Here is a 12,089-nt window from a genome sequence, read left to right as displayed (position 1 = left end):
CCATCTCGGTCACGCACAGTCAGCTCTCTGCCCACCCAAGAGGGTGGGCCGTCGAGCCCGGCGACGTCGCGGACAAGGTCCCAGGCCAGGCTCGCCCGGCGTGAGCCGCTGAAGTCCTCCGCGGTCAAGCCAAGGACGTGTGACCGGGCAGCACGACGCGGGCCATGAGCAGGAAGGTCAAGCCGTGGGTGAGCACCTGCCGGACGCACAGGCGATCGACGTGGCGGAGGTCTACCAGGACTTCAGCCTGCAAGTCCTCTACGACGACAAAAAAGAGGCAGTTACTGTGACTTCCTGTACGGCCGCCTCAGCCTTCGACCACGGTGACAGCCTCGGCCACGGTGGCCCGCGTCGGACGGGCACCCCCGACGATCCGCCTGCCGGTGACGATGCCGACCAGCATCGCCGCCGCCAGGCCGGCGCGCAGCATCGCATCGCCACCGCCGCCTGCGCCATGCAGCAACCGGGACTGGATGAAGTCGCGCAGCTGCACGCACGCGTTCTCGTTGCCGGCCGCGCCGCGCCGCATCGCCATCAAGGGCTCCGGCTCCTCGGCGGCTCGCGAACTGATCGCACCCGCAACTGCGAGAGCCCGATGGGCAAAGTCAGCGGCCACGATCCAGCCGTCACCAAGGCAAACCGGGTCCGGCCGCTACGGTCTCCGACTGGTCGGCGACCTTACCTCGATGGGGGTGTGCGAGCTGGCAATGACAGCAAAGGGCCGATCGCCGCCACCGACCCTGGAGTGATCCGGCGGTGGCGACGACCGGCGGACGCCGCCGCTTCGGCGTCCCCGGTAGAGGATTTCTGCAATCCGCCACCAGACATGGTCGCCGCCCGAGCCCGGAAGAAGTCCTCGGGCGGCGAAAGGACGACCGCCTCGGCTCCAGGAGGTAAGTGGAGGCGAGGCGGCCGTGCGGTGTCAGGTCACCCGTCGGCGACCGGACGCTGTGGTGTTACTTGTTGGTGCCCGGGGTCATGACCTTGTCGATCACGAAGACCGTCGCGTTCTTCGTGGGGATGTTGCCGCACAGGATCTTCGCGCCGTTGACGGTCATGTTCTCGCCCGTGCCTTCGATCTTCAGCGGCCCGCCGGCGGCGTTCAGCGTGTCGAGGGTGCCGGCGCCTTCGAGGCCCTTGGCGTTGTAGCGCTTGCCGACGACGTGGTACTGCAGGATCGGCGCCAGCTCGGCCGGCTTGCCCGCCAGCTCGTTGAACTTCGCGTCGCCGAGAGCGGCGAAGGCGGGGTCGGCGGGCGCGAACACGGTGATGGCCGGGGCGCTGTTGAGGGTGTCGACCAGGTTGGTGGCCTTGACCGCGGCGACCAGCTTGGTCAGCAGCGGGTTGGTCGAGGCAGCGGAAGCGACGGGCTGCGGGCCCATCGAGTCCAGCGAACCCGGCGCGGAACCCTGCGGCAGCTGGGAGCAGGCCGGGCCGAACACGTCGGCGTTGGTGGTCATGCCGTCCGAGGCGCCCGCGTCGGCGCTGGAGGACGGGGCGGCCGCGGACGAGGACGGCGCGGGCGCACTCGAGCTGCCCGAAGACGCGGTGTCGCTGCCGCTGCACGCGGTGAGGGTGAGCGCGGCGGCCGCGGTGAGGCCGATACCGGCAATACGAAGGTTACGCACGAGAATTCACTCCAATTGATTACGCGGCTGAGGCTGCCCAGTCGGCGAGAACCTCTTGTTGCTGGTGATTCGGTGCCCGGGCGGGCCCGGATTGGTCGATCGGAAAATATTTCTCAGGCGGCGGTGAACGTGACGTTGTGCCATCCTGTAGCGCCGTTCGGGACGGTGCCCGCGCGCATGTCGGTCTGGGTGTAGCCGGACTTGTCCGTGGCACGGCAGAAAACCTGGTGCACCCCGGCAGGGATGTCGATTTCGGTCCACCACATCCGCCAGGTGTTCAGGTTGACCTCCTTCGACAACGTCGTCTCCTGCCACGGACCCTGGTCCATGCGCACCTCGACCTTCTCGATCCCGGTGTGCTGTGCCCACGCGACCCCGGCGACCCGCACCTTTCCCTTTTGGACGTTGGCGAAGCCGCGGTGGGAGTCGATCCGGGACTCCGTCTTGATCGGCGCCTCCTGGCTCCAGCTCCGCTTGAGCCAGTACGCCTGGCGCGCCGCCCACGTCGTGACCTCGATGTCCACGACCCATTTCGTCGCCGAGACGTAGCCGTAGAGGCCGGGGGTGACGAGCCGGGCCGGGAAGCCGTGCTCCAGCGGCAGCGGCTCGCCGTTCATCCCGATCGCGAGCATCGCGCCGCGGGCGCGGTCCTGCCCCGCCGCGACCGGCGTGCCCGACGTCCAGCCGTCGACGCTGGTGCAGAACAGCTGCTCGGCGCCGGGTTTCACGCCGGCTTCGGCGAGCAGGTCGGCCAGGTCGACGCCGATGAAGTTCGACGTCGACACGTAGTCGCCACCGACCTCATTGGACACGCACGTCATCGTGACCGTCCGCTCGACCAACGGCCGGTTGCGGATGTCGTTGTAGCTGAAGCGGACTTCGCGGTCGACCATGCCGTGCAGGCGCAGGCTCCAGTCCTCGGCGCGCAGCTGAGGCACCGACAACGCGGTGTCGACGCGGTAGAACTTGTCGTTCGGCGTCAGGAACGGCGGGGTTCCGAGCTTGGCGAAGTCCGCGTCGGCCGGGATCATCGGCGCGGTCCGCGCGGGCACGAGCTTGCCGATCGCCTCCCGCGACGCCGTCGCGTCCCGGGTCGAGCTGATCAGCTGGCCGCCGAGACCCATCGCGCCCGCGCCGACGGCCACCCCGGCTCCGCCGAGCAGGAACGACCGCCGCGATGTTCCGGTCTTCTCGTCGGAGTCCGGTTCCCGCCAGACACGGGGCGCGATGTGGTGCAGGAGAAGGAAAACGGCCACGCCGGTCACGAGGCTCGCAACCGGCGCCAGCAGCGCGACGACCGTGAGATCCGGGCGCCGGGACACGGCGAACCCGCCGAGCAGTCCGAACAGGACGATGATGACCGTCCCGGGCACCGGGGAACGCCGCGACAGCACACCGGCGAGCGCCGCGGCCAGCACCATGACCACGGCCATGCTGCCCAGCAGCACGAGCTTGTCGTAGGTGCCGAAGGTGCGGACAGCGAAGTCCTTCAGCTCGACCGGGGTGAGGTCGATGGCGCCGTTGCCGACCGCGAGGTAGGGAGAGGCGTTGATACTGATGAGACCGGCCACCAGATGCCCGGCGGCCAGCGCGGCGGCCAGCGCCAGAATGCCGGTGAACGCGGCCGCGAAGAATCGCAACCGGGCGCGCGGCGGCGCTGACGGGGCTTCCGGGGTGTCGAGCTCGGTTGCGGTCATGACAGTGATTCGAGGCGGCTCGGTCGAAGTATTGGTCCGCGCGGTAGTTCTGTTTCGCCGGATCGGGTGAAAGACTTGAGCATTACGGGCAGCTGATGACCTGCCCGGCGTAGGTCAGCCCGGCGCCGAACCCGAACAGCGGCACCGGCGCGCCCGCCGCGATTTCCCCGCGCTCGACGAGCTTCGACAACGCCAGCGGGATGCTCGCGGCCGAGGTGTTGCCCGACTCCGTCACGTCCGTCGCGAGCACCGCGCCGGTCGCACCGATCTTGCGGGCCAACGCATCGATGATGCGAACGTCGGCCTGTGGGTCCCGACACCGCCGAGGTCGGCGCCGGCGCGGCAGCACGCTTCCGGGGCGATCGGGCTGGTGCGGTGGTGGCCCAGCGGAACACTGCCTGGCCCTTCTGCCGAACACCGCGGGCAGCACACCGGGCCCGGCGGCTTCGAGCGTGATGCAGTGGCCATTCGCCGGGTCCGAGCCCCACACCACCGGTCCGATCCCGCCCGGGGCCCGCTCGACGACAGCCGCGCCCCCAGCGTCGCCGAAGATCACGCACGTCGAGCGGTCAGTCCAGTCGAGGAAGTCGCTCATCTTGTCGACGCCCACCACGATGGCCCGGGAGGCAGTATCCGCGCGGATGGCGTGGGCGGCCGTGGCGAACGCGCCGGGCGCGGTGATCCCCAGCCGCTCGGCGACTCGGCAAGCGACGCTGGGCATCCGGTCGAACGTGGTGTACGTGGCGACGATCACGAGGTCGACCTCGGCCGCGTCGTGACCGGATCCGTCGACGTCGCACGCCCACGCGCTCGCGGATCCACGCGTTGGACGTACCTAGCCGGTCTGCGAGTCCGTCGTTCGTGACCGTCCGGTTCGGCTGGTAGTGCCCGAACGAGAGCCGAGTGACCTCGCGGGTTGGGTGATCCTTTGTGGACAGCGTCGCTTCGCCCCTCCTTATGGGTGAGAGCTGCGTATCTCGGCACAGCACCAATCCGCGCGGGCCGGCCGGAACGAACTCCTGGTGACACGCCGCCGAGGGCGGCGTGTGACTCGGCGCCCGCCGGGAAGGACAGGTGCCATGACAGCCCGCACAGTCGCGCTCCGCGCCGTGCCCGGAGCGGAGCCGGAATTAGAACCGGAAGAGCTGCTCGCCCGCACCGCTCTCGGTGACGAGGAGGCTTTCGCCGCGCTCTACGACCAGCTGGCCGGGCCGATCTTCGGCACCGTGTTCCACGTATTGCGCTCCCGGGCGCATGCGGAAGAGGTCACGCAGGAAGTGCTGCTCGAGATCTGGCGCAAGGCGCCGACGTTCGACGCCGGGCGCGGACGGGTGCAGACCTGGGCGCTGACCATCGCGCACCGGCGGGCGATCGACCGGGTTCGGTCTGAGCAGTCCGCGGTCAACCGGGAGGACCGGGCCGAGCGGCTGGACCTGCGCCGTCCCTACGACGACGTCACCGAGACCATGCTCGATCAGCACGACCGGGCGCAGGTTCGCGCCGCATTGGCGGTCCTGACCGAGCTCCAGCGGGAGTCGATCCTGCTCGCCTACTTTCAGGGTTACACCTGCCGGGAAGTTTCCGAAGAACTCGGTGTCGCCGTCGGCACCGTCAAGACCCGTATGCGGGACGGACTGCTCCGCTTGCGCGATGCTCTGGGAGTGCACCGATGACCACCGCCGACGTCCACATCCTCGCCGGCGCGTACGCCCTCGACGCGGTAGACGACCTCGAAAATGCCGCTTTCGCCCGGCACCTGGCCGAATGCGCCGCGTGCGCGGACGAGGTCGCCGAATTCCGGGAAACCGCCGCCAGACTGGGCGCTGCCACAACAGTCGTTGCCGGCCCGGGACTGCGACGGCGGGTGCTCGCCGAGATCTCCCAGACACGGCAGCAGCCGCCCCGCGTCACCCCTGAGCCTGCCGCCCCGGCACGACGCTCCCGGTGGCGCAAGCGCGCACTGACCGCAGCGGTGTCGGTCGCCGCAGCGGCCGCGGTACTTGCCGGCGGTATCAGCATCGGGCTGGACCAGTCGGTCTCCGGCCGCCCGGTGCCGGTGGCCGACAGTGGCGCGGTGGCATCCGCGCCCGACGCGACCACCGTGCGCGCGGCCGTGGCCGGCGGAGGCTCGGTCTCGGCCACGGCTTCCCGGCAGCTGGGCAAAGTACTGGTCACCGCGCAGGCCCTGCCACAGCTGGACGCCGGCCACGCCTACGAGCTGTGGCTCACCGGACCGGGCACGCCACGATCGGCGGGACTGCTCGGGCCCGGGGGCACCGTCGAGACCGCCCTGCCCGCCACGACCGACGGTGTCGCGGTGACCGTCGAACCCGCCACCGGGTCGCTGCAGCCGACGACACCGTCCGTCGCGAGCCTCGTAGTCAGCTGAACCAGCGCGAAGGCCCGGTCACCGAGGTGACCGGGCCTTCCGCGTTGGCAGCCACAGGGCCTCGTCCAGTGCCGGGAACTTGTCCGCCGGGCCTGATTCCGCTGAACTCCTGGTGATCCATTCGCCATCCGGATCGTGACCGGTGACCGTTTGAGGAGAAGGAGAACATCGCAGGCACATTCCGGCCGTCATCTGCTCGTGACTGCCGCACTGCCCGCCACGGCGTCCGCCTCCACCAGTCCCGCCCAGCGGTCGCGCGGTCCTCCGACAAAAGTGGGGCACCGGATCTCGCCGGTGCCCCACTCATGCGCTCCCCGTTGACCGTCAGACGGTGTGCGGGGTGTGCGCGGCGGTGTTCCAGCCCGTGGCGATGACGCCGGCGTCGCCGCCGTTGCCCGCCCAGCCGGAGTTGCCGCCGGTGGTGGTGCTGGTGTTCCAGGCGTCGCCGGTCGAGCCGGTGGCGCCGGTGTCACCCGAGTTGCCCGACGTCACCGCGGTGTGCGACGTCGTGCCCTCGTGCTTCCAGCCACCGTGGTGACGGCCCTGCTGCTCGTGCCCGCGGGTCGAGACGACGGCGGTGTTGCCGCCGGTCGAGCCCGAGTCGCCCGAGTTGCCGGACTTGCCGCTCACGGCGTTGTTGCTGCTGGTGGCGTTTCCGGCGTCGCCGGAAACGCCACCGTTGCCACCCTTGGCGATGCCGGTCACGACACCCAGGACGCCGGTGCGGCCGCCCTGCTCGTGCCGCTTCCAGCTGTGCCCACCGTTGTTCATCGCGGAGTTCTGGCCGGTGCTGACGACGGTGGCGCCGCCGCCGTTGCCCGCCCAGCCGGAGTTCCCGCCGGTGGTGGTGCTCCAGTTGCCCGCGTCGCCGGTCGAACCGGTGGCGCCGGTGTCACCCGAGTTGCCCGACGTCACCGCGGTGTGCGACGTCGTGCCCTCGTGCTTCCAGCTGCCGTGGTGGTTCCAGGTGCCGCCGTGGTTCCCACCGCAGTACTGGTGCCCACCGTGGCCGCGGCCCTTGTCCTGGCCGCCGAGCGTCCACACGATGGCGGTGTTGCCACCGGTGGAGCCCGAGTCACCCGAGTTGCCGGAGTTCCCGGTCACCGCGTTGTTGTGGCTGGTGGCGTTCCCGGCGTCGCCGGAGTCACCACCGTTGCCGCCCTTCGCCGTGCCCGTGACCCAGCCCAGGACGCCCGTGTCGCCGCCCTGCCCGTGACGCTTCCAGCTGTGCCCACCGGTGTTCGTGGCGGAGTTGCGGCTTTCGCTGACGACGGTGGCGTCGCCGCCGTTGCCCGCCCAGCCGGAATTTCCGCCGGTGGTGGTGCTGGTGTTGCTCGCGTCGCCGGTCGAGCCGGTGGCGCCGGTGTTCCCGGAGTCACCCGAGGTCACCGTGGTGGAGCACTGCGCCAGCAGGCAGAGGCCGTAGGCGCTGTTGCCGCCGGTCGACCCGGAGTTCCCGGAGTTGCCCGAGTTCCCCGACACCGCCGAGTTGGAACTGGTGGCGTTCCCGGCGTCACCGGAGTCGCCACCGTTGCCGCCCCTGGCGGTGCCGGTCACCGAGCCGAGGACGCCGCGGGCGCCCCGCGAGTCCGCGGTGTTCCTGCCCGACGCCGCCGTGGTCCCGGAGCCGCCGTTGCCGGCGTTCCCGGAGTGGCCGCCGGCGGTGCTGCTGGTGTTCGAGGCGTTCCCGGTCGAGCCGGTCGCGCCCGTGTTCCCGGAGTTGCCCGAGGACACCGAGGTGGTGCACTTGGCCAGCACGCAAACGCCGTAGGCGCTGTTGTGCCCGGTGGACCCGGAGTTGCCCGAGTTGCCGGAGTTCCCGCTGACAGCGTTGTTGCTGCTGCTCGCGTTGCCGCCGGAACCGGAGTCCCCGCCGGTGCCGCCGGCCGAAGCGCCGGAGACCACCGAGTGCAGCGTGGTGCCGAGCCCGCCCAGCGGGCCCGAGTTCCCGGTGTCCGCACTGGCCACCGCTGATCCCAGCAGGACGAACCCGCCGGAGATGAACGCGGCGGTCAGGCCGCGTCGCACGTACTTGTGCATGACTTCCCTTCCTAGCTCTCTGTCCATTGTGGATTTTGAGGTGGAAGGGCCCGTCAGCTCGGGTGGTCGTTGCCGTAGTACTCCAGCCAGTGCAACGACCACGCCCCGGCGGGTGGTGCCCGCCACGTGCGATCGGTACCGGGAACAGCGCTCCCGGCCGTGGTCACGGCGTACTCGCCACCGTGCTGGCCACCCGGACTCGCCGACATCGCCCCGCTCGCACCGGAGACGTCGGCGGGCAGCCCGCCACCGCCCGACAGGGGCACCGGATCGGCAACACCGATCCGCGAACCGGGCTGTTCGGCAGCCGACCGGACAGCAGCGTGCACGAAACGAGAACGCCACGGATCGGCCGAGGTGACCGTGACCGGAGTACTGCTCCCGGCAGGCGCGGCCACGCTCGGCGAAGACACGACGTCTTCACGCGGCGTGGGCTTTGCCGGCCAGTCGCCGTCCTGGCGCCCGGTCACCACCGGAACCACGTCCTCGGCCCCGATCGACCGAGCCACCGGCGCGGTCAGCGGTGCCGTGGCGTGCAGCACCGGCGAGGTCACCGGGGACACCGCGTGCACCACCGGCTCGGTGACCGGACGCAGGGCCGACAGGAGCGGCTCCGCCGCGCGCAGCACCGGACGCGTAACCGGCGCGAGAACAGGCTCGAGCCCGTTCGTCACCGGCTTCGCGACCTGAGCCACCTGCGACGTCACCGCGTGCACCGGCTTCGTAACCGACGTCAGCACCGGTTCGACCGGCTTGAGCACACTGTGAGCCGTGCTCCCGACGTGGTCGAGCAACCCGGGCCGATCCAGGGGCGAACCCTCGGAAGCGTCCGCGGTCCCCGACACGGCCAAGGCCAGCAGGGTGAACCCGAACAACGCGCCGGCGACCACGAGCATCCGCAGCAAGAGCGGCTGCCCCGTCGGTGCGTCATCCGTCAGGGAAGTATCCATCCATCTCACCCCCCTTCGAGTGTGGACTTCACTGTCAGTCGTATTTCGGGGCGACGACCTTCACCGGATTGGGTGCAAATCCAAGTTTTTTATTTCCGGCCACACGGGTTTCTACCGCTGAGTAGCGGGTAAACCATCGTATTTTTCGTCGGCGAACAGCACGAATCGCCCAAGTCGTGCCCGCGGTCACCCACTCGAGGCCACCACCCATCCGCAGCGCACCCAGCCTCGAAAGCGAACTGTCCACGAAGGATCCATCCCCCAGCGCCGGAACGCTCGACGCCGGGTGACGCCCGCCGTTCGCGCGGGTGGGGAGGAGTTCGTCCGTGTTTGGCAAACGCTATGCCGCTTCGATGATCAACCGGAGCGCGGAGAACGACCAGGACCGCCGCCGTTTCCTCAAAGCGGCCGGCATGACCGGCCTCGGGGTCGTCGGCGCGAGTGCGCTCGGCGGCCTCGCCACCGGGACCGCATCCGCCGCGAACACCAGGCCCACCGCAGCGGCGGCCGCCGCGTCCGCTGAGGTCAGTGACGGCGCCGTCCTCAACTTCGCCCTCAACCTCGAGTACCTCGAAGCCGAGTTCTACCTGCACGCCACCACCGGCAAGGGTCTCGCCGACTCGATGACGACCGGCACGGGCACCCGCGGCGGCGTCACCGGCGGCCGCGCCGTCCGGTTCCAGACCCGCGCCGCCCGCCAGTACGCGCAGGAGATCGCGAGCGACGAGAAGGCCCACGTCCAGTTCCTGCGCACCGCGCTCGGCTCGGCCGCGGTCAGCCGGCCGGCGATCGACCTGCAGTCCAGCTTCACCGCCGCCGCGCAGGCCGCCGGGCTGGTCAAGCCGGGCCAGAGCTTCGACGCGTTCTCGTGCGAGGAGAACTTCCTGCTCGCGGCGTTCCTGTTCGAGGATGTCGGCGTCACGGCCTACAAGGGGGCCGCACCGCTGATCACCAACAAGACCTACCTCGAAGCCGCGGCGGGCATCCTGGCGGTGGAGGCGTACCACGCGGCCAACATCCGCAGCGCGCTCTACCAGCGCGGCGACGCCAAGGCGACCGTCAAGCTGTCCAACGCCCGCGACAGCCTCGACGGCCCCACCGACGACGACCAGGGCGTCATCGACAGCCACGGCAACGCGAACATCGTCCCGACGGACGCGAACGGTATCGCCTACAGCCGCTCGCCGGGTCAGGTGCTCAACATCGTGTACCTGACGAACAAGGCCGCCAAGTCCGGCGGCTTCTTCCCCAAGGGCGTCAACGGCGAAGTGAACACCAGCGCCGCCAACTGATCGAAGCGGGTGCCGGACCGCCGTCGGGGCGGTCCGGCCTCGGTAGCATGCGGCAAATGGCCATCAGAAAACTCGAAAACGTCGGCATCACCGTCCGCGACCTCGAAGCAGCGATCTCCTTCTTCACAGACCTCGGTCTCACGGTCGTCGGCCGCGACACCGTCAGTGGCGAGTGGACCGACACAGCCGTCGGCCTCGATGGCAACCACGCCCGCATCGCGATGCTCCAGACGCCCGACGGCGCCGGCCGCCTCGAGCTCTTCGAGTACATCCACCCCGAAGCGATCGAGTCGGATCCCACGCTTCCCCACGAGATCGGCATGCACCGCGTCGCCTTCTCGGTCGACGACATCGACAAAGCCCTCGAGACGGCAGCGAAACACGGATGCCACCCGCTTCGCGGCGTGGCCACCTACGAAGGTACCTACAAGCTCACCTACGTCCGCGGTCCCAGCGGCATCATCGTGATGCTCGCCGAGGAACTGCAGGCTCCCGAAACGCGGTAACCGTGCGGCAAGGGTCACCGGGCGTGAACCGTGTGAGACTGGGGTGATCCGACGGGTAGGTCACCATGATGACGCACACGGCTTCGGAATCGGGGCGCTGCTGGAGCTTTTCTTCGGCGGTATGACGATGTTTGCGTGACCGAACCGGCGATGCCCGGCATCGCTCGAACCGCCGGTTCGTCACCCACAGGACTGATACGCGCGTCGCGGACCTGCCCGCCGCACCCGGTCGCCGGCCACGAACCCGGTCACCCCCCACCGCGTGCCCGTCACCGGCGGCCACCACGACGACGGCTGCTACGACGGTCTGCTCGACCTCGGCTGACCCGGCGAAGCGGGACACAGGACGTCCCGGTGTCTCGCTACCCTGCGTCGTCGACCGGCGTCACGTCGAAGGTCAACGGCGAGCAGGTCGGCGCGTGGCTTGCCCAACCCCGCCGAAGCCGCATCGAACTGCCGACTTCGGCGACCCCGTTGGCCCTGGTTTTAGAGCCAACGGGGTCTAGGTCTGCCCGAACTCGTACGAGACCACCAGACCTGAGACACCCTACCCGCCTGCGCGGATCAAAACCCACTCTTGAAGCAGCGACGCCGGGGGCTAAGTTGGTCGTTGCGATGGTTGAGCAAGCAGCCGTCCTCCGCGGACATCAGGGAGAACGGCATGACCCGTGAGCAGGATTGGCAACTCGACCGAAAAGCGTTCACATCAGGCACCGACCAGACCGAGCCCGGTCCAGGAGCGCTGGCCGAACAGTTCGCACAGCTGACCGCCACGCTGCTCGCCGCGCCCTCGGTCGAAGACGTGCTTCAGCGCATACTCGATGTCACCACCGTGATGGTCCCGGCCGCCGACCTGGCCAGTTTCACCCTTCTCGACGACGACGGCGGCTTCCACACCCCCGCCGAGACCGAAGACACCGCCACAGACCTCGATGTGCTGCAGTACCGCTTCCGCGAGGGACCATGCGTCGAAGCAGCCCTCCCGGGCGGTCCCGCAATGGCTGTTTCCCCCGATCTGGCCGACGAGCGACGCTGGCCGCAGTGGGCGCCCGCGGCGCTGAGCCTCGGTGTCCGGTCGGTCCTGGCCACCGCGCTGATCCCCGGTCCCCCGGCCGGCCGGTCCATCGGAGCGCTCAACGTCTTCTCGCGGTCCGCAGGCGGGCTGAATGAGGCCGACCGGGACGTCCTGCTCCTGCTGGCCACGCACGCATCGCTCGCCCTGGCCACCACCGACGCTGTGACGAGAGCCGAGCTGCAGGCCGCCAACCTACGCAAGGCGATCGAAAGCCGAGACGTGATCGGCCAGGCCAAGGGCATCATCATGGCCCGACGCGGCGTCTCAGCCGGCGAAGCCTTCGACGTGCTCCGGCGCACCTCCCAAGACCTCAACGTCAAGCTGGCCGAAGTGGCTTCGACCTTGGCAACGCGTCACACCGAGGTCGACCTGCCGACCCCCTGACCATCGCACCCAGCGTAAAGAGACCCTCGCCGCCTGAAGGTGGCCTGATTCACTGGAGCTGGTCGCGACGATCTTCCGAGCCGGCGTCTGTCCTGTGCGGAAGAAACCATCGACGCCGGTTCCCCGAC

General features: G+C 69.7%; 14 protein-coding genes and 1 pseudogene. 6 read left to right on the top strand and 9 right to left on the bottom strand.

Translation table 11 applies throughout. From position 1 onward, the window contains the following. Positions 1-124: 124 nt before the first annotated feature. The 6 genes and pseudogenes from MUY14_RS46820 to MUY14_RS07880 all read right to left on the bottom strand — a co-directional run. Positions 125-253 (bottom strand): hypothetical protein, encoded by a 129-nt coding sequence (locus MUY14_RS46820; RefSeq protein ID WP_281506267.1) that lies wholly within the window; start codon positions 251-253, stop codon positions 125-127. Between the two features lie 54 nt (positions 254-307). Beyond that, entirely contained in the window at positions 308-616 is a 309-nt protein-coding gene (locus tag MUY14_RS07900; RefSeq protein WP_281506266.1) for a hypothetical protein, read from the bottom strand. A gap of 340 nt (positions 617-956) precedes the next feature. Further along, positions 957-1,628, bottom strand: coding sequence for a fasciclin domain-containing protein (locus tag MUY14_RS07895; protein ID WP_247022106.1), 672 nt, complete (start codon positions 1,626-1,628; stop codon positions 957-959). Between the two features lie 113 nt (positions 1,629-1,741). Next, positions 1,742-3,325 carry a molybdopterin-dependent oxidoreductase gene (locus MUY14_RS07890; protein WP_247022105.1) on the bottom strand — a complete coding sequence of 528 codons (1,584 nt, stop codon included), beginning with the start codon at positions 3,323-3,325 and terminating at the stop codon, positions 1,742-1,744. Between the two features lie 82 nt (positions 3,326-3,407). Then, entirely contained in the window at positions 3,408-3,605 is a 198-nt protein-coding gene (locus tag MUY14_RS07885; protein ID WP_247025079.1) for a 3-oxoacyl-[acyl-carrier-protein] synthase III C-terminal domain-containing protein, read from the bottom strand. Positions 3,606-3,860: 255 nt separating this feature from the next. After that, positions 3,861-3,935, bottom strand: a pseudogene (locus MUY14_RS07880) (hypothetical protein); the annotation flags it as partial. A gap of 31 nt (positions 3,936-3,966) precedes the next feature. Here MUY14_RS07880 and MUY14_RS07875 point away from each other — a divergent pair. From MUY14_RS07875 to MUY14_RS07865, 3 genes are all read left to right on the top strand, one after another. Next, positions 3,967-4,104 (top strand): hypothetical protein, encoded by a 138-nt coding sequence (locus tag MUY14_RS07875; RefSeq protein WP_247025559.1) that lies wholly within the window; start codon positions 3,967-3,969, stop codon positions 4,102-4,104. 300 nt (positions 4,105-4,404) lie between these two features. Then, positions 4,405-4,998, top strand: a complete 594-nt coding sequence (gene sigK / locus MUY14_RS07870) for an ECF RNA polymerase sigma factor SigK (RefSeq protein ID WP_247022104.1) — start codon at positions 4,405-4,407, stop codon at positions 4,996-4,998. Continuing rightward, positions 4,995-5,714 carry an anti-sigma factor domain-containing protein gene (locus MUY14_RS07865; protein ID WP_247022103.1) on the top strand — a complete coding sequence of 240 codons (720 nt, stop codon included), beginning with the start codon at positions 4,995-4,997 and terminating at the stop codon, positions 5,712-5,714. Before sigK ends, MUY14_RS07865 begins: the two co-directional genes overlap by 4 nt. Positions 5,715-6,038: 324 nt before the next feature. Here the strand turns inward: MUY14_RS07865 and MUY14_RS07860 are convergent, their stop codons facing one another. From MUY14_RS07860 to MUY14_RS07850, 3 genes are read right to left on the bottom strand one after another with little or no spacing between them, the layout of a single operon-like run. After that, a complete protein-coding gene (locus MUY14_RS07860) occupies positions 6,039-7,754 on the bottom strand; it encodes a hypothetical protein (protein ID WP_247022102.1) in 1,716 nt (571 codons plus the stop codon). Between the two features lie 53 nt (positions 7,755-7,807). Next, entirely contained in the window at positions 7,808-8,704 is an 897-nt protein-coding gene (locus MUY14_RS07855; RefSeq protein ID WP_247022101.1) for a hypothetical protein, read from the bottom strand. A gap of 34 nt (positions 8,705-8,738) precedes the next feature. Further along, the gene (locus MUY14_RS07850; protein WP_247022100.1) at positions 8,739-8,951 is read right to left on the bottom strand and encodes a hypothetical protein; all 213 of its coding nucleotides are present in this window, start codon (positions 8,949-8,951) and stop codon (positions 8,739-8,741) included. A 79-nt stretch (positions 8,952-9,030) separates the two neighbouring features. Here MUY14_RS07850 and MUY14_RS07845 point away from each other — a divergent pair, with 79 nt between their 5' ends. The 3 genes from MUY14_RS07845 to MUY14_RS07835 all read left to right on the top strand — a co-directional run bounded on the left by MUY14_RS07845 (position 9,031) and on the right by MUY14_RS07835 (position 11,961). Further along, on the top strand, positions 9,031-9,996 hold the full coding sequence (locus MUY14_RS07845; protein ID WP_247022099.1) for a ferritin-like domain-containing protein: 966 nt from the start codon (positions 9,031-9,033) through the stop codon (positions 9,994-9,996). 47 nt (positions 9,997-10,043) lie between these two features. Then, positions 10,044-10,502: a VOC family protein gene (locus MUY14_RS07840; RefSeq protein ID WP_247022098.1), complete on the top strand. Its 459-nt coding sequence runs from the start codon at positions 10,044-10,046 to the stop codon at positions 10,500-10,502. A 661-nt stretch (positions 10,503-11,163) separates the two neighbouring features. Beyond that, the gene (locus MUY14_RS07835) at positions 11,164-11,961 is read left to right on the top strand and encodes a GAF and ANTAR domain-containing protein (RefSeq protein ID WP_247022097.1); all 798 of its coding nucleotides are present in this window, start codon (positions 11,164-11,166) and stop codon (positions 11,959-11,961) included. The last annotated feature ends 128 nt before the right edge of the window (positions 11,962-12,089 follow it).

It is taken from the genome of Amycolatopsis sp. FBCC-B4732 (assembly GCF_023008405.1).
Lineage (GTDB): Bacteria > Actinomycetota > Actinomycetes > Mycobacteriales > Pseudonocardiaceae > Amycolatopsis > Amycolatopsis pretoriensis_A.
Note: the sequence above shows the minus strand (reverse complement) of the source record. Positions and strands in the feature narration are given on the sequence as shown.